Genomic DNA, 19,902 nt, shown 5'->3' with positions numbered 1-19,902 from the left:
GCCTATGCCGGGCTGCTGGTGCTGTCCGGCAATGGCGTCACCGTGGGCAGGCGCAGCAAGAATGTCGCGCCCTGTCCCAGCGTGCTGCTCACCGTGATGGTGCCGCCAAACTGCTTGGCAATCAAGTTGAACACGATATTCAAGCCCAGGCCCGTGCCGCCCTGTCCCCGCCGCGTGGTGACAAACGGGTCGAACACGCGGTCGAGCATGTCGGGCGCGATGCCGCGGCCGTTGTCGCGCACCTGCATGGCGATCCACTCGCCGTCGCGGCGCACGCCGATATGGATGTTGCCGGCCGTGTCCGCATCAAAGGCGTGCTCGACACAATTCAAGACCAGGTTGGTCAGCACCTGCGCCAGCGCACCCGGATAGCTGTCAAGCATGATGTCAGGCGGGCAATCGATATCGATGCGGATGCGCGTCTTTTTCAGGGTCGGCTGCAGGCTCGAAATCACTTCCCCGATATAGTCGCGCAATTCGAACAAGCGGCGCGCCTCGCTGACCTGGTCGACGGCGATCTGCTTGAAGCTGTGGATCAGGTGCGCGGCGCGATAGGCATTGTTCATGATCAGCCGCGCGCTCTCGCCGGCCGTTTCCAGGTAGCGCACGATATCGGTTTTCTTCACGCTGCCGCCAGCCACCGCTGCGCTGATGTGATCGGTGGCTTCCTTCAGCACCGAGGCACTGGTCAGCGCGATGCCGACCGGCGTATTGATTTCATGCGCCACGCCAGCGACCAGGCTGCCCAGCGAAGCCAGGCGCTCCGACTGCAGCAACGATTCCTGCGCGCGGCGCAACTCGTCCATCGCCTGCGCCGTCTCCTGCTGCGAGCGGCGCGCCATGTCTTCCGCCTCGCGGCTGCCCTCGATGATGGACTTGAGCTTGCGCTGCACCGCATTGAAGCCGCGGATCACGTCGCCCAGTTCGTCGCGCCGGTTTTCCGGCAATTCTTCGACCTCGTCGCTGCCGCGCGTGGCCAGGTCGATCAAGCCGTCGCGCAATTGTTTCAAGGGCCCGAAGACGATGCGCAGGCTCAGCGCCAGGGCGCCCACCAAAATGATGTCAAGCAGCAAAACCTCCAGCACCTTGCGCCGCACTTCGCCGCGCAGGGCCGCATCGATCTGCGCGCGGCTGAAATTGACGATGACCTTGCCGACGATCACCGGCTTGCCGCCACTGGCCGCGGCCACGGCGTCACGGAACACCAGCGGCGCCTCGACGGGCGTGCCACCCATGGCCACGTCGGAGGTCAAAGGCACCAGGGTGCCGGCCGCGTCGCGCACTTCACCGGCGAACAGGCCCACGGAAGCGTCGTAGACGCGGATGCCGACCAGTTCCGGCGGCAGCATTTCGGCCGCGACAATGCTGTCGACCTTGGATTTGTCGAGATCCCACAGGGCCGAAGGCAAGCTGGTCTGCAAGCGCGTGAGCACGCCGCTGCGCAGGCGCGCGCTGCCCGATTCAAGTTCCTGACTCAGTGTATATTGGGTATAGCTGCCAGAAATGCCCAGCACCAAAGTGACGATCACGACAAAAAGCAGGGTCAGCCGGACTTGGATACTCACCATCGATCAACACTCCCCGGGCCAGGCCAGCCGCCGGCCCGCGGCGCGGGCGCAGATACGTCAGCAATGCAAGGGCCTGATTCAAATGTACGGTATGACATGCTGATTGGCAAGATTTACAGCATTCCCAATTTCGATAGAGACTTTGATGCAGGTTGAGACATTGCGTCATGGCAATGGTAATATCCCGCAATCATCTAAGGAGTCGTCATGGCGGTCATGCATCAACATCTACCCCTGGAACAAGTGCGTCCTGGCATGGTCTTGTCGGATGTCTTGCTCGACGCGCATGGACAAGTGCTGTTGCCGCAAGGCGCGGTACTGACGGAAAACATGCTGTCCCTGATGCCGCGCCACGGCATCGCCATGCTGCCGATCCAGGCGCCGCCGCCTTCGCCGGAAGAAATCGCCGCGCAGCAGGCGGCCGATAGCGCGCGGCTGGCCTACCTGTTCCGCAAGCATGATCCGGACGATCCCGAGGACACGGCAACGACCTTGCTGCGCAACTATGTCACGCAATATCGCCTGGGTACGGGAGAGCTGGCATGAGCACCCAGCTGACGCTCGACGATATCGTCGCCCACCTCGATGACCTGCCTTCCTTGCCTGCCGTCGTCATGGAGCTGCTCAACAGCATAGACCAGGAAGACGTCGATATTTCCGTGCTGGCGAAAAAAGTCTCCTACGACCAGGCGCTGACGGCGAAAACCCTGCGCCTGGCCAACTCCTCGCAATATGGCTTGCAGGTCAAGGCCACCACCATCCAGCAGGCGATCACCTACCTGGGTTTCCAGACCACGCGCAGCCTGATCACCTCGGCCGCCATCACGGGCTGCTTCCCGGAAGGGCGCTGCCCCGGCTTCGACGACAAGGCCTTCTGGCGCCATTCGGTAGCGACGGCCGGCTGCGCCAAGGTGCTGGCGCGGCAGATCCGCTTCAACCAGGATTACGCCTTCACGGCCGGCTTGCTGCATAACATCGGTCGCCTGGTGCTGGTCAGCAGCTTTCCCGCACACTACGCGCAAGTCATCGTGTACCAGGCAGCGCACGATTGCAGCCTGCTCGAAGCGGAGCGGGCCGTGCTGGGCGTGGACCACGTGCAGGCGGGCGTGGCACTGGCCGAACACTGGAATTTTTCCGACACCATGCGCCTGGCGCTGGCCAACTACCTGCAGCCGGAAACGCCGGGCGCAGGTTTCCTGGCAGCGCTGATCCACGTCGCCAATGCCATCGTCTGTGCGCTCGACCTGGCGCAGGCGGGCGACGACATGGTGCCGCGCGTCTCGCCGGTGGCCTGGGATGCGCTGGGCCTGAGCGAAGAGACGTATCTGCAACTGTTCCGCGAAACGGAGCTGCGCTACGACGAAATTACCTCGGCACTGCTGAGCTAAACGCCGCGCCACATGCCAACGGCTCTCGCCGCGAAGCGAAAGCCGTTATGGGTACTGCGGTGTGTCCATGCTGCCCGGTCCGCGCCAGCCTGTTGCCGCCAGCAGTGACGCAAGCGGCACAGTCAGCGTGCCACCGCCACATCAGTGCGCGTAATTCGATTCTTGCGCATCGCCGCGGTCTTCCGCTTTTGGACGGCCCTGGGCGTCGGACAGACGGTATTTGGTGCGGCGGTCGCCCATCAGATCGCGCAGGTCACGGATGCTCATGCCCGTCACTTCGTGCATGCGAATCAGCAGCGAGGCGCCGACCGGCAAGCGGTGATGGCGGATCTTGCTGATGACGGGTGGCGCCACTTCGAGCAAGCGCGACAGGGCTGCGTCGTTTTTCAGCTGCATCTTGCTCAGCAGAATATCCAGCAGGTGATTCGGGTTGTAACTCTCTTGCGATGCTAATGCATGATGTGCCATGATTTTTCCTCGTCTAGTGAATGTTGAAAGAATGCCGATACGAACTTAAGGCTGGCTTAGAGTGTTTAAATAAACGTCTTTCCATCGGACTCAGCCTCCCCTCCGCCTTCCCTCCTTGTCGCACTGCCTGCACAGGACTCGCACAGCCAACGTGCGCAGCTTGCCGCGTGAGTAAATGCACTGCAACCCACTGAAATGAATTGCATATAAAGCAATATACTAGTCCAAACAGGCCGCATCTGCGCCTCGCGCAAACTTCCTGATTGTTAAATATCAATCAAGCTGCTAGTTGGCTTGCCAACGATGCTATTTCAACACATTAGGATGCCAGCGGCCGCACACAAGGCTTTGCAGCAACTTGTTACAAATCAATGGTGTCGCACGGCAATAAATGCTTTCCGGCATCGCCGGGCCGGGCGCCGTATTCACGCTGCAATCTTGTCGGCATGCTCAGCACAACATGGCCCGTCCCGGCGATTTACGCTAAACTATGGCCTGAACTTGCAGCGAGCCTGCCAGCGGGCAGCCAGAGGCGCCCGGCCGGTGATCCACCGCCTCCCGCCCCGAGCGGCGCACGGCGCAATCTCCCTGCCCGGCTTATTTGCCGCCCCACTTATTTGTCCCACTTATTTGCCGCCCCATTTACCGATAAGCATCCGACTCCATGCAGAAAAAAGTATTCATTAAAACCTTCGGCTGCCAGATGAACGAGTACGACTCGGACAAGATGGCCGACGTGCTGGGCGCTTCCGACGGCCTGGTGCGCACCGACACGCCGGAAGATGCCGATGTGATCCTGCTCAACACCTGCTCCGTGCGCGAAAAGGCGCAGGAAAAAGTGTTTTCCGATCTGGGCCGTCTGCGCGAGCTGAAACTGGCCAAGCCGCACCTCTTGATCGGCGTGGGCGGCTGCGTGGCCTCGCAGGAAGGCGACGCCATCGTCAAGCGCGCGCCATATGTCGACATGGTCTTCGGCCCGCAAACCCTGCACCGCCTGCCGCAGATGATCGAGTTGCGCCGCTCCAGCGGCGCTTCGCAGGTCGACATCAGCTTCCCGGAAATCGAAAAGTTCGACCACATGCCGCCGGCCAAGGTGGACGGCGCCTCGGCGTTTGTTTCCATCATGGAAGGCTGCAGCAAATATTGCAGCTATTGCGTCGTGCCCTACACGCGCGGCGAGGAAGTCTCGCGCCGCTTCGAGGACGTGCTGACGGAAGTGGCGGGCCTGGCCGCCCAGGGCGTCAAGGAAATCACCCTGCTGGGGCAGAACGTGAACGCCTACCGTGGCGTGATGGAAGGCGGAGACATTGCCGACTTCGCCCTGCTGCTCGAATACGTGGCCGACATTCCCGGCATCGCGCGCATGCGCTTCGTCACCAGCCACCCGAAGGAATTCACGCAACGCCTGATCGACGCCTATGCGAAGATCCCGCAGCTGGTCGACCATCTGTACCTGCCGGCGCAGCACGGTTCCGACAAGATCCTGGGCGCCATGAAACGCGGCTACACGGGCCTCGAATACAAGTCCATCATCCGCCGCATCCGCGCCGTGCGCCCGAACATGGCCATTTCGTCCGACTTCATCGTCGGCTTCCCCGGCGAGACGCAGGCCGACTTCGACGCCATGATGAAGCTGATCGCCGACGTGGGGTTTGACAACAGCTACAGCTTCATCTTCAGCAAGCGTCCCGGCACGCCGGCCGCCGGCCTGGCAGACGATACGCCGCATGAAGTCAAACTGGCCCGGCTGCAGCAGCTGCAGGCGGCCATCGACGCCAACACGCGCAAGTACAGCCTGGCCATGGTGGGCAGCGTGCAAACCATCCTCGTCGAAGGCCGTTCGAAGAAGGACACCGATGACAGTGAACTGCAAGGCCGCACGGAAAACAACCGCGTCGTCAATTTCGACGCCGGCCCGGACGGCTTGCAACTGATCGGCCAGCTGGTCGACGTGCGCATCACCGAAAGCCATTCCTACACCCTGCGCGGCGAACTCGTCGCCAGCGCCCCCGCATTGAAAAGAGCCAGTTGAAAACCAAAGCCCCGATACAGCCGCATTACTTCATCCCCGAGCCGCTGGACAACACGCGCCTGGCGCATCTGTGCGGGCCGCTCGATGAAAACCTGCGCCAGATTTCCGCCGCCCTCGACGTGACGATCTTCCGCCGCGGCGAGAAATTCATCGTCGGCGGCAGCAATGCCGAACGGGCCGTGGAAATCCTCGACCAGTTCTACGCCATCGCCAACAAGGTCGTGCCGCTGGAAGAAGTGCAGCTGGCCCTGGTGGAGCAGCGCGCGGGACTGTCCGCCGCCTCGGAACACCACGTCAACGCGCCTGCCAGCACCTTCGTCGAGCCGGACATCGCCAGCCCCGTGCTGAAAACGCGGCGCAGCGACCTGCGCGGGCGCACGCCGCACCAGATCGCCTACCTGCGCGACATCCTCGAACACGACATCAGCTTCGGCGTGGGACCGGCCGGCACGGGTAAAACCTATCTGGCCGTCGCCTGCGCCGTCGACGCGCTCGAACGCGACGCCGTCAAGCGCATCATCCTGACGCGCCCCGCCGTCGAAGCGGGCGAACGCCTGGGCTTCCTGCCGGGCGACCTGGCGCAAAAGGTCGACCCGTATCTGCGGCCCCTGTACGATGCGCTGTACGATTTGCTGGGCTTTGACCGCACGCAAAAACTGTTTGAAAAACAGGTGATCGAGATCGCCCCGCTGGCCTACATGCGCGGACGCACCCTGAACCACGCCTTCGTCATCCTCGATGAAGCGCAAAACACCACCGTCGAACAGATGAAGATGTTTTTGACGCGCATCGGCTTTGGCAGCAAGGCCGTGGTGACGGGCGACGTGACGCAAGTCGACCTGCACAAGAGCCAGACGAGCGGCCTGATCGACGCCGTGCACGTGCTGAAAGACGTGCGCGGCATCGGCTTCACGCAATTTAACAGCAGCGACGTGGTGCGCCATCCGCTCGTCGCGCGCATCGTCGATGCGTATGAAACGGCGCAAGCGGCCGGCGCCAGCGCCGCCCAGTTACTTCCCTTATTGACACCAGCTGCCGCCAAAAATGTCCGAAAAAAATAAACTGTCCTTGTCCGTGCAATACCCGGACGCCCGCCTGGCAACCCTGATCACGCGGCCCAAAGTGCGCCGCTGGGTCAAGGCGGCCCTGTTCGCGCCCGCCGAATTGACCATCCGCTTCGTCGACGCGGACGAAGGCCGTAGCCTGAACCGCGATTACCGCGAAAAGGATTACGCCACCAATGTGCTGACCTTCGCCTACAACGAAGGCGAAGAGTTAAGCGACGACGAGCCGACGCGCGCCGACATCATCCTGTGCACGGACGTGCTGGAAAAGGAAGCGGCCGAGCAAAAGAAGAGCGTGGAAGAGCATACGGCCCATCTGATCGTGCACGGCGTGCTGCATGCGCAGGGCTACGACCACATGGATGACGAGGAAGCGGCCGAGATGGAGGGCCTGGAAACGGAGATCCTCGCGAAACTCGGCATCAGCGATCCCTACGCGGACCAAAAATAAGCCGCGCAGGTCGGGTAGGTCGGGTTAGCCCGCAGGGCGTAACCCGACAACATCCACCAACGTAACCCGCCCGACACATGCTTGCGCCACCTTGATGCCAGCGGCACAGTGTCAGATAACGCTGCGCTAATCTGACCTACGCCCATCTGACGCCAGATGCCACAATAGCGCCATCAACCACACACGTAACAAGGACAGACTATGGGCACTTGGGCCACCGACGCCTTCGGCAACGACTACGCCATGGATTGGGCGCAGGATCTGCACGAATACAAAACCCTGGAACTGGTCGAGACCACGCTCGACAACGTCATCGACAGCCAGCAGGCGGAACTCGAGGCGCCGTTTGCCGCCGAAGCGCTGGCCGCGCTGGAAGTGATCGCGCGCCTGCAAGGCCAGCCCGGAGACAACGACCCGGCCACGGCGGAAGTGGACGAATGGGTGGCCGCCTGCAAGAAGAAAGTCACGCCGCCGCTGCTGGAAAAAGCACGCCTGGCGTTCGAGCGCATCATGGCCGAGTCGTCGGAACTGCGCCAGCTGTGGCAGGACAGCGAGCATTTTACGGACTGGCAGGCGGACGTGGCGGCCTTGCGCGCCCGTGTGCTGGGCCCGGACGCCGCGTAAAACATCGGGCAACGCCGCACTTCAACGTATTAAATTTGCATCAAAAGCGGGGAAATCCGGTATTCCCCCACTTTTGGTGTATCCTATATCCCTTCGCAACAACGGCTCACGCCTCCTATGCCCGAGCACCCTAGTGGCGTCAGAACTGACGTCAAGCCCCACCGGTCACTGTTTGAACGCCTGACCGCACTCATCTCCCCCGAGCCAGAGAACCGTGCAGAATTGCTCGATGTTCTACACGATGCGCATGAACGCAAGCTGATCGACGCCGACGCCCTGTCGATGATCGAAGGCGTGTTTCAGGTATCGGATCTCTGTGCGCGCGACATCATGATTCCCCGTTCGCAAATGGATGTCATCGACATCAGCAAGCCGATCGAGGAATGGATGCCGGAAGTCCTGTCCACCGCCCACTCGCGCTTCCCCGCGATCGAAGGCGAGCGCGACAAGGTCATCGGCATCCTGCTGGCGAAAGACTTGCTGCGTTATTACGCAGAAGAAACTTTCGACGTGCGCGACATGCTGCGCCCCGCCATCTTCATCCCCGAATCGAAACGCCTGAATGTGCTGCTGCGCGATTTCCGCGCCAACCACAATCACATGGCCATCGTCGTCGATGAATACAGCGGCGTCGCCGGCCTGATCACCATCGAAGACGTGCTGGAACAGATCGTCGGCGACATCGAGGACGAATACGACTTCGACGAAGCCGAGGACAACATCCTCTCGCTCAAGGAAGGCCAGTTCGGCCCCCGCTGGCGGGTCAAGGCACTGACCGAGATCGAACAGTTCAACGAAGAAGTGGGCAGCCACCTGGTGGACGACGATGTCGACACCATCGGCGGCCTGGTCTCGAAGTACCTGGGCCGCATGGCGCACAAGGGCGACATCTTCGACCTGGGCAATCTGCGCTTCGAGGTGCTGCGCGCCGATGCGCGCCAGGTGCACGTGCTGCTCGTCGAGCGCCTGCCCAACGTGCCGGAACTGGAACTCTGACATGCGCGTGCTGTAAATGCGTTTCAGACGCGTCGATCCCAACGCCCCCGCCAAACCGCCCCGCAGCACGTGGGCGCGCATGCTGACTGCCGCCGTCGCCGGCGCCGTCGCCGTGCTGGCGTTCGCCCCGTTCGGCTACTGGCCGCTGCAAATCCTCAGCCTGGGCGTGCTGTTCTACCAGGTGCTGCGCGCGGCGAACGTCAAGGCCGGCGCGCTGATCGGCTGGGCCTACGGCTTCGGCTGGTGCGCGGCCGGCACGCACTGGCTGTACATCTCGATGCACCGCTATGGCGACATGGCCGCACCGATCGCCGCCATCGCCGTGGCCTTGCTGGCCCTGTTGATGGCCATTTACGTGGCCCTGGCCATGGGCGCGGCGGCCTGGCTGCGCCAGCGCTGGGTACTCTCGCTGCCCGCCATGACCCTGCTGGTGCTGCCCGCGACCTGGACGCTGTTCGAATGGACGCGCGGCTGGCTGTTTACGGGTTTCCCGTGGCTGGCCACCGGCTACGCCCACAATGCCAGCCCGCTGGGCGGCTTCGCCCCCATCGTCGGATCGTACGGCCTGGGCTGGCTGGCGGCGCTGTCGGCCGGCGCCCTGCTGCTGCTAGTCCACCCCCTGCACCGCACGCGCTGGTTTGCGCTGGGCGGCGTCATCGCCCTGTACGCGGCCGGCGTTGGCCTGCAGTACGTGAACTGGACCCATCCTGTCGGACGCGCGATCACGGTGCGCCTGTTGCAGGGCAATGTGCCGCAACAGCAAAAATTCGACCCCGGCTTCGTGCTGGGCGCCCTGCAGATGTACCAGGGCGCCATCACCAGCGCACCGGCCGACCTGATCGCCACGCCGGAAACGGCCGTCACGGTGCTGCCGCACCAGCTGCCGCCCGGCTATCTGGATAGCCTGGCGACGTATGCGCAGCAGACGGGCAGCACGATTTTGCTCGGCATGCCCGTGCTCGACGAACAGCAGCGCTTCTACAATGCGGCGGTGGGCATCACGCCCAACGGCACGCCGGGCCCCTACTACCAGTACCGCAAGCACCATCTGGTGCCGTTCGGCGAATTCGTGCCGCCCGGCCTGCACTGGTTTGTCGCCATGATGGCCATCCCGCTGGGCGACATGGGCCGCGGCGCGGAAGTACAAGCGCCTTTGGCCGTGCGCGACCAGCTGGTGCTGCCGAATATCTGCTACGAAGACCTGTTTGGCGAAGAAATCGCGGGACAGCTGGCCAGCGCCCACCGCGGCGGCAAGCAATCGGCGTCGGTGCTGCTCAATATCTCGAACCTGGCCTGGTTTGGCGACTCGATCGCCATCCCGCAGCATCTGCAAATTTCGCAGATGCGCAGCCTGGAAACGGGCCGGCCGATGCTGCGCTCGACGAACACGGGCGCCACCGCCGTCATCGACGGCAAGGGCGTGGTGCAAAGCCTGCTGCCGCCGGAACAGCAAGCGACGCTGGCGGCCAAGGTGCAAGGCATGGGCGGCATGACGCCATACATTTTGTATGGCAATAAACTGGTGCTGGCCCTGGCCGCGCTGGCCTTGCTGACGGCCTTCCTGCTGTCGCGCGCCGCGCGCCGTGGCCGCGCCACACAGCAATAAGCGGCCGATATTGCCCGAAGAGTCACAGTGGGCTCCTAAAAACCGCTAAAATTAGCAAAACTCCGGCCCGGACGCGCTTCCAAGCATGCGCCCGGGCTTCAAGCAAACCTTAACAAAGCGCAGCCTCGCGCGCGGCGAACTCATACGATGCTCACATTTCAACAAATTATCCTGACCTTGCAAACCTATTGGGACAAGCAAGGATGCGCCCTGCTCCAGCCTTACGACATGGAAGTCGGCGCCGGTACCTTCCACACCGGTACCTTCCTGCGCGCGATCGGCCCGGAACCGTGGCGCGCCGCGTATGTGCAGCCGTCGCGCCGCCCGAAAGACGGCCGCTATGGCGAGAACCCGAACCGCATGCAGCACTACTACCAGTACCAGGTGGTCTTGAAGCCGGCGCCGGAAAACATCCTCGACCTGTATCTGGGTTCGCTGGCCGCGCTGGGCCTGGACTTGCAGCAGAATGACGTGCGCTTCGTCGAAGACGACTGGGAAAGCCCGACCCTGGGCGCCTGGGGCCTGGGCTGGGAAGTCTGGCTGAACGGCATGGAAGTGACCCAATTTACCTACTTCCAGCAAGTCGGCGGCCTCGATTGCAAGCCCGTGCTGGGCGAGATCACCTATGGCATCGAGCGCCTGGCCATGTATCTGCAGGGCGTGGAAAACGTGTATGACCTGGTGTGGACCGAGTGGGAAGAGAACGGCATCACGAAAAAACTGACCTACGGCGACGTCTTCCACCAGAACGAGGTGGAGCAATCGACCTACAACTTCGAGCACGCGAACACGGACCTGCTGTTCGAACAGTTCGGCAACTACGAAGCGGAAGCGAAGCGCCTGATCGAGCTGCAACTGACCCTGCCCGCCTACGAGAAGATCATGAAGGCTTCGCACAGCTTCAACATGTTGGATGCGCGCGGCGCCATCTCGGTGACGGAACGCGCCGCCTATATCGGCCGCGTGCGCACCCTGTCGCGCCTGGTGGCGCAAGCGTATTACGACTCGCGCGAGCGCCTCGGTTTCCCGATGCTGCCCGCCGCAGAGCAACCCGCCGCCGCTTGATCGCCTAGCTCATACACCGCCGTACCAGACAAGAACACCATGAACCAAACACTGCTCATCGAACTGCTGACCGAAGAACTGCCGCCGAAAGCGCTGGCCAAACTGGGCGCCGCCTTCACCGCCGGCATCGTCAATGGCCTCAAGGCGCGCGACTTCCTGGAAGCCGACAGCGTCGCCACCAGCTACGCCTCGCCGCGCCGCCTGGCCGTCTCCATCACCAACGTACGCGAAGTCTCGCCCGATAAATCGATCCGTGAGAAAGTCCTGCCCGTCTCCGTGGCGCTGGACGCGAACGGCAACGGCACGCCGCCGCTGGCCAAGAAACTGGCCGCGCTGGGCTTCCCCGACCTGACGGTAGCGGACCTGGAACGCGCCGTCGACGGCAAGGCTGAAAGCTTCTTCTACACCTACACGGCGCCCGGCAGCCAGCTCGCCGCTGGCGCGCAAGCGGCATTGACGGAGTCTTGCGCCAAGCTGCCGATTCCAAAACTGATGAGCTATCAGCGCCCTGACGGCACCACCGTGCAATTCGTGCGCCCGGCCCACAGCCTGATCGCCCTGCACGGCATCAACGTGCTGCCTTTGACCCTGCTGGGATTGACGGCCGGCCGCACCACCCTGGGCCACCGTTTCCTCACCGACGGCGAACCGGTCACCATCGCGCACGCGGAAAACTATGCGGCCTCGCTGATTCTCAACGCCAGCGTCATCGCCAGCAACGAGGAACGCAAGGAGCGCATCCGCGCCCAACTGCTGGACAAGGCCGGTGCCGACCAGGTCTTGATGCCCGAAGCGCTGCTCGATGAAGTGACCGCCCTGGTCGAATGGCCGGTCGTGTATGAATGCCACTTCGAGGAAGAATTCCTGGCCGTGCCGCAGGAATGCCTGATCCTCACCATGCAGACGAACCAAAAATACTTCGCCCTGACCGACAGCGAAGGCAAGCTGCGCTCGCGCTTCCTGATCGTCTCGAACATCGAGACGGACACGCCAGAACACATCATCGGCGGCAACGAGCGCGTCGTGCGCCCGCGCCTGTCCGACGCCAAGTTCTTCTTCGAGCAGGACAAGAAGAAGACCCTGGCATCGCGTTTGCCGCTGCTGGCCAACGTCGTGTACCACAACAAGCTGGGCACGCAAGCGGCGCGCACAGAAAGAGTAAAAGCATTAGCCGGCGCCATCGCCGCCAAATTGGACTACGACGTGGCCCTGGCCGAACGTGGCGCCCTGCTGGCCAAGGCCGATCTGCTGACCGACATGGTCGGTGAATTCCCCGAACTGCAAGGCATCATGGGCACGTATTACGCGCGCCATGACGGCGAGCCGGAAGAAGTGGCGCTGGCCGCCTCCGAACACTACCAGCCGCGCTTTGCCGGCGACAGCCTGCCGTCGACCGCCACCGGCGCCGCCGTGGCCCTGGCCGACAAGCTCGAAACCCTGGTCGGCATCTGGGCCATCGGCCTGGCGCCGACGGGCGACAAGGACCCGTTCGCGCTGCGCCGCCACGCCCTGGGCGTGCTGCGCATGCTGCTGGAAAAACGCCTGCCCCTGTCGATCCAAGGCTTGCTGGGCGACGCCGCCGCGCAATTCGCCGCCGTGCCTGGCTTCAAGGACCCGGTCGCGGACGTCACCACCTTCATGCTCGAGCGCCTGCGCGGCATCCTGCGCGAACGCGGTTTCTCGCCGAATGAAATCGAAGCCGTCGTGGCGCAAAATCCGGACCGCCTGGACGACATCGTTCAGCGCCTGGAAGCCGTGCAGGCGTTTGCCGCCCTGCCGGAAAGCGCTTCGCTGGCCGCCGCCAACAAGCGCATCACCAACATCCTGAAAAAGAACGAGGAAGCGCTCAAGCTGGTTGCCGACAGTGGCGTCAACGTGGCCCTGCTGCAGGACGACGCGGAGAAAAAACTCGCCGCCGCCGTCTCGCGCGTGCAGCCGGAAGTCGATGCAGCCTTCGCCAAGGGCGACTTCACCAGCACCCTGCAAACGCTGGCGCAGTTGCGCGACGACGTCGACGGTTTCTTCAACGACGTGATGGTGATGGCCGAGGATGTCGCCCTGCGCAACAACCGCCTGGCCTTGCTGTCGTCCTTGCACGGCATGATGAACCGCGTGGCCGACATTTCCAAGCTGGCGGCATAATGGGCACGCCGGCGCTGAAACTGATTATTCTCGACCGCGATGGCGTCATTAATCATGACTCGCCGGACTTCATCAAGTCGCCGGCCGAATGGCTGCCGATTCCCGGTTCGCTCGAAGCGATCGCCCGCCTGAACCAGGCTGGCTATCGCGTCGTCGTCGCCTCGAACCAGTCGGGCATCGCGCGCGAGTACTTCGACATGACGGTGCTCAACGCGATCCACCAGAAGATGCATACCCTGGCGCAGCAGGTGGGCGCCGATATCGACGCCATCTTCTTCTGCCCGCACGCGGGCGCGGACAATTGCGACTGCCGCAAGCCGAAACCGGGCATGTTCCATGAAATCTCGAAGCGCTACAACACCAGCCTGAAAGGCGTGCCCACCGTTGGCGATTCGCTGCGCGACCTGCAGGCGGGGTTCATCAGCGGCTGCGTGCCCTACCTGGTCTTGACGGGCAAGGGCGAAAAAACCAACGAAACGGGCGGCCTGCCGCCCGGTACCCAGGTCTTCCCCGACCTGGCCGCCGTGGTCAGCCACCTGCTCAAGGCGCCAGCGGCGCCAGCGCCCACCGTGGCATTCAGTATCTAATTTTCGGAGAACCGCATTGCGTAATATTTCCCTGTTCCTGCGATCCCTGCTGTTCATGACCATCATGATCGTGGCCACCATCGTCTGGGCCTGCGTGTGCTTTTTTGCCGCGCCATTGAGCTACAACAAGCGCTATTGGGTCACCTCGCGCTGGAACGTGTTTATCCTGTGGTGCGCCAAGGTCATTTGCGGCATCCGCTATGAAGTCAAGGGCGCCGAGAACTTCCCGGATGCGCCGGCCATCGTGCTGTCAAAGCACCAGTCGGCCTGGGAAACCATCTTTTTGCTGCCCAGCCTTCCTCGTCCGCTCGTGTATGTGTTCAAGAAGGAGATCCTGTACATCCCGTTCTTTGGCTGGGCCATGGCGCTGCTGCGCATGATTCCGATCGACCGCAAACAGGGCAAGCATGCCTTCAAGAGCGTGGTCGCGCATGGCAAACGCCGCCTGGCCGACGGCCAATGGATTATCATGTTCCCCGAAGGCACCCGCATCCCTGTGGGCCAGGCGGGCAAGTACAAGAGCGGTGGCACGCGCCTGGCCATTGCCACGGGCGCCGTGGTGGTGCCGATTGCGCATAATTCAGGCGAATGCTGGCCCAAGCAGTCATTCCTCAAACGCCCGGGACTGATCACCGTCTCGATAGGCAAACCGATTTCGCCGGAAGGGCACACCCCGGACAGCATGATGCAACAGGTGGAAAATTGGATAGAATCAGAAATGCGCGTCATTTCGCCTCACGCCTACAACGCTGGCTAGACGGCATCAGCGCGGTCATCCAGGAGCCGACCCTGCGCCAGCAGATGAAGACCATCAAGGTCGGCGACCAGCAACTGGATCTGTTCGCGCATGACGTCTCGACCAGCACGCCCCCGGCGGTGCGCCCCACGGCACCGCCAGCGCCGCCCGTGGCGCCACCGCTAGTGGCACCCGCGCCCCCCATTGTTCGCCCCGCCCCGCCTCCCCTGCCTTCCCCGCCACGCCCTGCCGATGGCCCTCCGCTGCGCCAGCTGCAGCTGGGCAGTCACCTGGTTGAATTCGCCCTGCGCCGTTCCACGCGCCGTTCCATCGGCTTCATGATCGACGATAACGGCTTGCGCGTGACCGCGCCCAAGCGCGTCACCCTGGCCGAAATCGACAACGCCATCCGCGCCAAGCAGGGCTGGATCGTCTCGAAGCTGCTGGAACGGGGCGAGCGCAAGGTGCAGCGCCAGCAGCGCCCGCCCGTGGCATGGGTCGATGGCGCCGCGCTGCCCTACCTCGGTGGCGACATCACCTTGCGATTGCACCAGGCGCCGCGCCACCGCGCCAGCTTCCAGCGCGAGACGAATGAACTGCACGTATGGGTCACGCCCACGGGCAGCGAACAGCAATTGAAGGAAAAAGTGAAGGGCTGGTTCCAGCACGAGGCGCGCCAGCTGTTCGAAGCGCGCCTGGACCTGTATGCGGACAAGCTGGGTGTGCGCTACGATGCGTTATCGCTATCGTCGGCCGGCACACGCTGGGGCAGCTGCACCATCGAGCGCAAGATCCGCCTGAACTGGCGCCTGATCCACTTCGCCCTGCCGCTGATCGACTACGTGGTGGCGCATGAACTGTCGCACCTGCTGGAAATGAACCACAGCCCCCGCTTCTGGGCCACCGTGGCATCGATCTATCCCGATTACGATGGCGCCAAGCAGGCGCTGAGAAAGCGCTCGCAGGAACTCCCCGTCTTGTTCAATTAAACGGGCAGCAGCGGTTCGATGGCAGCGATAGTACGCGGCGTGGCGCCACGGTGCTGGCTGGCGAAAGCCAGCGCCTTTTGTCCCATAGCCGCCAAGCGCGCGGGATCCTGCAGCAGGGCCGACGCTTGCGCCATCAGCGCATCGGCGTCCGCCACGCGCGCGGCGCCGCCAGCGGTGATCGCCTGTTCGGTCACCAGCGCAAAATTGAAGGTGTGCGGGCCGATCAGCACGGGCTTGCCCAAGGCCGCCGGCTCGATCAGGTTTTGCCCGCCCAGTGGCAGCAGGCTGCCGCCGACAAAGGCGCAATCGCAGGCCGCGTAGTACGCAAACATCTCGCCCATCGAGTCGCCCAGCAGCACCTGCGTGCCCGCCGCCACAAAATCGTCCTGCGCCAGGCCGGACCTGCGCTGCACGCTCAGGCCGTGCGTCAACACCAGCTTTTCCACCTCGTCGAAGCGCTGCGGATGGCGCGGCACGATCAGCAGCAGCACGTCAGGCGGCAGGCTGGCACGCGCCAGCGCTTCGAGGAGCAGCTGCTCTTCGCCTTCGCGCGTACTGGCGCACAGCAGCACGGGACGCGCACCGATGGCGGCGCGCAGCGCCGCCCCCGTCGCCAGGGCCGCCGCGGGCACGACGACATCGAACTTGATGCTGCCCGTCACGACCACGTTCTGCACGCCCAGCACGCGCACGCGCTCGGCGTCGTCCTGCGTCTGCGCCGCCACCAGGGTGATGCCGCGCGCCGCATCGGCAATGAGTTTGCCCAGGCGCTGCGCCTTGCCCAGCGAACGCTGCGACAAGCGCGCGTTGGCCAGCACCACCGGCACTTTGTAGCGATTGCATTGGTGGATCAGGTTCGGCCACACTTCCGTCTCCATCAGGATGCAGATGCGCGGCGCAAAATGGCGGATGAAACGGGCCGGCATGGCGCCCGTGTCGTACGGCAGATAGCTTTGCACGAGGCGCGCACCATGTTTGGCGAACAGGGTTTTACCGGTCGCACGCCCTGTGGGCGTCATGTGCGTGAGGACGATGCGGGAAGCGGGCCATGCGGCCAGCAACGCATCGATCAGCGGCTCGGCCGCGCGCGTCTCGCCGACGGAGACGGCGTGCAGCCAGATGGTGTCCGTCGCAGGTGTCGGCTGGCGGCCGTAAAAGCCCAGGCGTTCGCCCCAGTGCTGGCGGTAGCCCGGTTCCTGGCGTCCGCGCAGCCACAGCCGCGCCAGCACCAGGGGCAAGGCCAGCCACCAGGCAAGGGTATAAAGAAGTCGCATGATAGGTAATGTTGAAGTCAGGCGGGGGGATGGTCGGCCAACAGGCGCCGTGCCGCGGCCAGCACTGCCGGCACGCCGGGCGGCGCGCCCTTGTCGCCCAGGTTGATGATTTTCGGCGACCAGTTGCCTTCCGTTTTCCACAGTGGCGAATCGGCATAGATTTCCACCGTCGGACGCACAAAGGCGGCGGCGATATGCGTCAAACCCGTATCGACGCCGATCACCAGCGCCGCGTGGCGCGCCAGCAGGGTGGCATCGCCCATCGACAGCTTCGGCAGCACGCGCGCGTTGGGCAGGCTGGCCGCCAGTTGTTCGGCTTCCGCCTTTTCCTTGGGCGAACCCCAGGGCAGCAGAATCGGCATGGGCGCGAGCGCCTGGCCCAGGGCGATCCAGTTTTCCGGCGCCCATTTCTTGGCGTCGCGCGCCGTGCCGTGGAAATACACGCAGTAGGGCGCCGCGCCCATCCAGTCCGGGCGAGGCTCGCTGCCTGACACTTCCGGCAAGCCGAAATCGGCCGGCGTGTCGACCGTGTAGCCGAGTGCCGCGGCGGCCACCAGGCGGCCGCGCGCTACCGCATGCGTGCGCGGGTCCAGCGGAATGCTCTTCGTGTGAAAAATGCGCGAGATGCCTTCGTAGCCGGAGCCTTCGCTGCCATTGGCCAGGCCAACCTTCTGTCCTCCCGGCGCCAGGCGCGCGGCCCCCATGATGATGCCCGTCTTGAGCAAGCCCTGGGTATCGAACACATAATCGTAATGCGTCTGGCGCAGGCTGCGGAAGAAGGCGGCGATTTCCGCGCGCGTCTCTTTCTTGCCCAGGCTCTTGCGCCAGCGCCGCAGCGCGAACGGGAAGATGGTGCCCACGCGCGGATTCAGGCGCACCAGGCTGACATACCCCTCCTCGACCACCCAGTCGATGGTCGCATCCGGATAATGGCGGGCGATGTCCGCCACCATCGGCAGGTTATGCAGCACGTCGCCCAGCGAAGATACCCTCACCAGCAGGATTTTCAAGGGCGCCTGCGCGCCAGCTTGGCCGACCATGCTGTCAGAACGGCAGGACGGCGTCAGGCTTGGCGGCCAGGATCACGCTCTTGAACTGGCCCTGGATGCGCGCCAGTGCTTCCGGCGTTTCCGCTTCGAAGCGCATGACGATCACCGGCGTGGTGTTGGACGAACGGGCCAGGCCGAAGCCGTCCGCGTATTCCACGCGCAAGCCGTCGATGGTGATGATCTGTTCATTGCCGGGGAAGACGGCGTCGCGGCGCAGCATGTCCATCAGCGCGACGTTCTCGCCTTCCTGCAATTCCAGGTGCAATTCCGGCGTGCTGTCGGACTGCGGCAGGGAATTGAGCAAGGCCGATGGATCGGCTTCGCGCGTCAGGATTTCCAGCAGGCGCGCGGCCGAATACATGCCGTCGTCGAAACCGTACCAGCGGTCCTTGAAGAAGATATGGCCGCTCATTTCGCCGCCCAGCGGGGCACCCGTCTCGCGCAGCTTGGCTTTTACCAGCGAGTGACCCGTCTTGTACATCAGCGGCACGCCGCCATGCTTGCTGATCCACGGCGCCAGGTGGCGCGTGCATTTCACGTCGTACAGGATTTGCGCGCCCGGATGGCGGGTCAGCACGTCGGCGGCAAACAGCATCATCTGGCGGTCAGGGTAGATGATCTGGCCATCCTTGGTGACCACACCCAGGCGGTCGCCATCGCCATCGAAGGCGATGCCGATCTCCGCATCCGTCTCGGCCAGGCAGCGGATCAGGTCTTGCAGGTTTTCCGGATGCGCCGGGTCCGGATGGTGGTTCGGGAAATTGCCATCGACGTCGCAGAACAGTTCGATGACCTCGCAGCCCATGCCGCGGAACAGGTCGCCCGCGAACGCGCCGGCCACGCCATTGCCGCAGTCGACGGCGATCTTGATCGGGCGCGCCAGCTTGACGTCGCCCAGGATGCGCTGCAGGTAAGCGGCGCGGATATCGTGCGTGGTGTAGCTGCCCGGCGTACTACTGGCGCTGCCGTCGTGGGCGACGATGCTGTGGTACAGCGCCTGGATCGCTTCGCCGTGGATCGCTTCGCCCGCCAGCACCATCTTGAAACCATTGTAGTCAGGCGGATTGTGACTGCCCGTGACCATGATGCCGGAACGCGTGTCGAGCACATTCGTGCCGAAGTACACCATCGGCGTGGCCACCACGCCCAGGTCGATCACGTCGACGCCTGCGGCCTGCAAGCCTTGCGCCAGCGCCGCCGTCAGTTCCGGTCCCGACAGGCGGCCATCGCGGCCGATCACGACCCGCTGCTCACCCTTGGCCAAGGCGGCCTGGCCAAATGCCTGACCGATCTTGTAGGCCACGCTGGCATCGAGGGTTTTGGCGATGATGCCGCGAATATCGTAGGCCTTGAAGATCGTTCTGGACAATGGAAGCATGGTGGGGGCGCTATCAGTATAAGTAAGGGTATCGATAAGGTGCCTGGCAAGCTACAGCGCGTGGCTGGCAGCTTGCCACTGCGCCATGAGTATACCGAATTATACGCGCAGCAGATCGATGGACTTGCCCGATTCCACCCACTGCCTGACCCACAGCGGCTGGCGACCACGGCCTGTCCATTGTTGAGTAGCATTGTCAGGATGGCGGTAACGTACCGCGACTTTGCCCGTGCGCGGGTGCAAGCCGTCGAGTATCAGCTGTTTCAGCGGAATGCCCGCTTGCTGCGCGATGGCCATGATCTGTTCGCGCGCCTTGTTCAAATCTTCACGCTCGCGGCTGTTCAATTCCTGCTTCACATTCTCTTCCAGCTTGCGCAATTCCAGCATCGTCATCGTTGACAGATCCATCCTGTATATCCTTTATATTCAATTAAATAATAAAATCACGTGAAATATACTACATTGCATAAAAATCCGCGCACCGT

Annotated in this window: 19 protein-coding genes; 13 read left to right on the top strand and 6 right to left on the bottom strand. The window is 63.3% G+C overall.

The annotated features are described in order from the left end of the window. Window positions 1-2: 2 nt before the first annotated feature. Window positions 3-1,568 (bottom strand): sensor histidine kinase, encoded by a 1,566-nt coding sequence (locus ACP7DW_RS02675; RefSeq protein WP_426053528.1) that lies wholly within the window; start codon window positions 1,566-1,568, stop codon window positions 3-5. A 216-nt stretch (window positions 1,569-1,784) separates the two neighbouring features. Here ACP7DW_RS02675 and ACP7DW_RS02670 point away from each other — a divergent pair, with 216 nt between their 5' ends. Next, entirely contained in the window at window positions 1,785-2,114 is a 330-nt protein-coding gene (locus ACP7DW_RS02670) for a hypothetical protein (protein ID WP_426085187.1), read from the top strand. Continuing rightward, the gene (locus ACP7DW_RS02665; RefSeq protein WP_426053530.1) at window positions 2,111-2,956 is read left to right on the top strand and encodes an HDOD domain-containing protein; all 846 of its coding nucleotides are present in this window, start codon (window positions 2,111-2,113) and stop codon (window positions 2,954-2,956) included. The genes ACP7DW_RS02670 and ACP7DW_RS02665 overlap by 4 nt, the downstream gene beginning before the upstream one ends. A 141-nt stretch (window positions 2,957-3,097) precedes the next feature. Here the strand turns inward: ACP7DW_RS02665 and ACP7DW_RS02660 are convergent, their stop codons facing one another. Beyond that, window positions 3,098-3,424, bottom strand: coding sequence for a hypothetical protein (locus ACP7DW_RS02660; RefSeq protein WP_034746769.1), 327 nt, complete (start codon window positions 3,422-3,424; stop codon window positions 3,098-3,100). A 664-nt stretch (window positions 3,425-4,088) separates the two neighbouring features. Here ACP7DW_RS02660 and miaB point away from each other — a divergent pair. The 11 genes from miaB (at window position 4,089) to ACP7DW_RS02605 (ending at window position 15,716) form a co-directional block, all read left to right on the top strand. Further along, window positions 4,089-5,456 (top strand): tRNA (N6-isopentenyl adenosine(37)-C2)-methylthiotransferase MiaB, encoded by a 1,368-nt coding sequence (gene miaB, locus ACP7DW_RS02655; RefSeq protein WP_426053531.1) that lies wholly within the window; start codon window positions 4,089-4,091, stop codon window positions 5,454-5,456. Beyond that, window positions 5,453-6,517 carry a PhoH family protein gene (locus tag ACP7DW_RS02650; protein ID WP_096237787.1) on the top strand — a complete coding sequence of 355 codons (1,065 nt, stop codon included), beginning with the start codon at window positions 5,453-5,455 and terminating at the stop codon, window positions 6,515-6,517. Before miaB ends, ACP7DW_RS02650 begins: the two co-directional genes overlap by 4 nt. Further along, window positions 6,501-6,971 (top strand): rRNA maturation RNase YbeY, encoded by a 471-nt coding sequence (ybeY, locus tag ACP7DW_RS02645; RefSeq protein ID WP_426053532.1) that lies wholly within the window; start codon window positions 6,501-6,503, stop codon window positions 6,969-6,971. The genes ACP7DW_RS02650 and ybeY overlap by 17 nt, the downstream gene beginning before the upstream one ends. A 201-nt stretch (window positions 6,972-7,172) precedes the next feature. Next, entirely contained in the window at window positions 7,173-7,595 is a 423-nt protein-coding gene (locus ACP7DW_RS02640; RefSeq protein ID WP_426053533.1) for a DUF4259 domain-containing protein, read from the top strand. Between the two features lie 117 nt (window positions 7,596-7,712). Beyond that, a complete protein-coding gene (locus ACP7DW_RS02635; RefSeq protein ID WP_071075558.1) occupies window positions 7,713-8,591 on the top strand; it encodes an HlyC/CorC family transporter in 879 nt (292 codons plus the stop codon). A gap of 16 nt (window positions 8,592-8,607) precedes the next feature. Beyond that, window positions 8,608-10,197 carry an apolipoprotein N-acyltransferase gene (gene lnt, locus ACP7DW_RS02630; RefSeq protein WP_426053534.1) on the top strand — a complete coding sequence of 530 codons (1,590 nt, stop codon included), beginning with the start codon at window positions 8,608-8,610 and terminating at the stop codon, window positions 10,195-10,197. Between the two features lie 147 nt (window positions 10,198-10,344). Further along, on the top strand, window positions 10,345-11,262 hold the full coding sequence (glyQ, locus tag ACP7DW_RS02625) for a glycine--tRNA ligase subunit alpha (RefSeq protein WP_426053535.1): 918 nt from the start codon (window positions 10,345-10,347) through the stop codon (window positions 11,260-11,262). 39 nt (window positions 11,263-11,301) lie between these two features. Beyond that, complete coding sequence (gene glyS / locus ACP7DW_RS02620) at window positions 11,302-13,404, top strand: glycine--tRNA ligase subunit beta (RefSeq protein ID WP_426053536.1); 2,103 nt, start codon at window positions 11,302-11,304, stop codon at window positions 13,402-13,404. Continuing rightward, a complete protein-coding gene (gene gmhB, locus ACP7DW_RS02615) occupies window positions 13,404-13,991 on the top strand; it encodes a D-glycero-beta-D-manno-heptose 1,7-bisphosphate 7-phosphatase (protein ID WP_096237794.1) in 588 nt (195 codons plus the stop codon). The genes glyS and gmhB overlap by 1 nt, the downstream gene beginning before the upstream one ends. A gap of 16 nt (window positions 13,992-14,007) precedes the next feature. Next, complete coding sequence (locus tag ACP7DW_RS02610; RefSeq protein ID WP_096237795.1) at window positions 14,008-14,748, top strand: lysophospholipid acyltransferase family protein; 741 nt, start codon at window positions 14,008-14,010, stop codon at window positions 14,746-14,748. 44 nt (window positions 14,749-14,792) lie between these two features. After that, window positions 14,793-15,716, top strand: coding sequence for a M48 family metallopeptidase (locus ACP7DW_RS02605; RefSeq protein ID WP_426053911.1), 924 nt, complete (start codon window positions 14,793-14,795; stop codon window positions 15,714-15,716). Here ACP7DW_RS02605 and waaA read toward each other — a convergent pair. From waaA to ACP7DW_RS02585, 4 genes are all read right to left on the bottom strand, one after another. Continuing rightward, window positions 15,713-16,990, bottom strand: coding sequence for a lipid IV(A) 3-deoxy-D-manno-octulosonic acid transferase (gene waaA, locus ACP7DW_RS02600; protein ID WP_426053537.1), 1,278 nt, complete (start codon window positions 16,988-16,990; stop codon window positions 15,713-15,715). The genes ACP7DW_RS02605 and waaA overlap by 4 nt on opposite strands. 17 nt (window positions 16,991-17,007) lie before the next feature. Next, entirely contained in the window at window positions 17,008-18,030 is a 1,023-nt protein-coding gene (waaC, locus tag ACP7DW_RS02595) for a lipopolysaccharide heptosyltransferase I (RefSeq protein ID WP_426053538.1), read from the bottom strand. 4 nt (window positions 18,031-18,034) lie between these two features. After that, entirely contained in the window at window positions 18,035-19,417 is a 1,383-nt protein-coding gene (locus ACP7DW_RS02590) for a phosphomannomutase/phosphoglucomutase (RefSeq protein WP_426053539.1), read from the bottom strand. Window positions 19,418-19,516: 99 nt separating this feature from the next. After that, window positions 19,517-19,825 (bottom strand): H-NS family nucleoid-associated regulatory protein, encoded by a 309-nt coding sequence (locus tag ACP7DW_RS02585; RefSeq protein ID WP_426053540.1) that lies wholly within the window; start codon window positions 19,823-19,825, stop codon window positions 19,517-19,519. Window positions 19,826-19,902 lie beyond the last annotated feature (77 nt).

Source organism: Janthinobacterium sp. PSRC1-1, assembly GCF_049897525.1.
GTDB lineage: Bacteria > Pseudomonadota > Gammaproteobacteria > Burkholderiales > Burkholderiaceae_D > Janthinobacterium > Janthinobacterium tructae.
Note: the sequence above shows the minus strand (reverse complement) of the source record. Positions and strands in the feature narration are given on the sequence as shown.

Excerpts from the sequence above, each read along its gene's own strand:
- ACP7DW_RS02675 (WP_426053528.1), bottom strand. The coding sequence starts at position 1,568 with ATGGTGAGTATCCAAGTCCGGCTGACCCTGCTTTTTGTCGTGATCGTC.
- ACP7DW_RS02670 (WP_426085187.1), top strand. The coding sequence starts at position 1,785 with ATGCATCAACATCTACCCCTGGAACAAGTGCGTCCTGGCATGGTCTTG.
- ACP7DW_RS02665 (WP_426053530.1), top strand. The coding sequence starts at position 2,111 with ATGAGCACCCAGCTGACGCTCGACGATATCGTCGCCCACCTCGATGAC.
- ACP7DW_RS02660 (WP_034746769.1), bottom strand. The coding sequence starts at position 3,424 with ATGGCACATCATGCATTAGCATCGCAAGAGAGTTACAACCCGAATCAC.
- miaB (WP_426053531.1), top strand. The coding sequence starts at position 4,089 with ATGCAGAAAAAAGTATTCATTAAAACCTTCGGCTGCCAGATGAACGAG.
- ybeY (WP_426053532.1), top strand. The coding sequence starts at position 6,501 with ATGTCCGAAAAAAATAAACTGTCCTTGTCCGTGCAATACCCGGACGCC.
- ACP7DW_RS02640 (WP_426053533.1), top strand. The coding sequence starts at position 7,173 with ATGGGCACTTGGGCCACCGACGCCTTCGGCAACGACTACGCCATGGAT.
- ACP7DW_RS02635 (WP_071075558.1), top strand. The coding sequence starts at position 7,713 with ATGCCCGAGCACCCTAGTGGCGTCAGAACTGACGTCAAGCCCCACCGG.
- lnt (WP_426053534.1), top strand. The coding sequence starts at position 8,608 with ATGCGTTTCAGACGCGTCGATCCCAACGCCCCCGCCAAACCGCCCCGC.
- glyQ (WP_426053535.1), top strand. The coding sequence starts at position 10,345 with ATGCTCACATTTCAACAAATTATCCTGACCTTGCAAACCTATTGGGAC.
- glyS (WP_426053536.1), top strand. The coding sequence starts at position 11,302 with ATGAACCAAACACTGCTCATCGAACTGCTGACCGAAGAACTGCCGCCG.
- gmhB (WP_096237794.1), top strand. The coding sequence starts at position 13,404 with ATGGGCACGCCGGCGCTGAAACTGATTATTCTCGACCGCGATGGCGTC.
- ACP7DW_RS02605 (WP_426053911.1), top strand. The coding sequence starts at position 14,793 with ATGAAGACCATCAAGGTCGGCGACCAGCAACTGGATCTGTTCGCGCAT.
- waaA (WP_426053537.1), bottom strand. The coding sequence starts at position 16,990 with ATGCGACTTCTTTATACCCTTGCCTGGTGGCTGGCCTTGCCCCTGGTG.
- waaC (WP_426053538.1), bottom strand. The coding sequence starts at position 18,030 with ATGGTCGGCCAAGCTGGCGCGCAGGCGCCCTTGAAAATCCTGCTGGTG.
- ACP7DW_RS02590 (WP_426053539.1), bottom strand. The coding sequence starts at position 19,417 with ATGCTTCCATTGTCCAGAACGATCTTCAAGGCCTACGATATTCGCGGC.
- ACP7DW_RS02585 (WP_426053540.1), bottom strand. The coding sequence starts at position 19,825 with ATGGATCTGTCAACGATGACGATGCTGGAATTGCGCAAGCTGGAAGAG.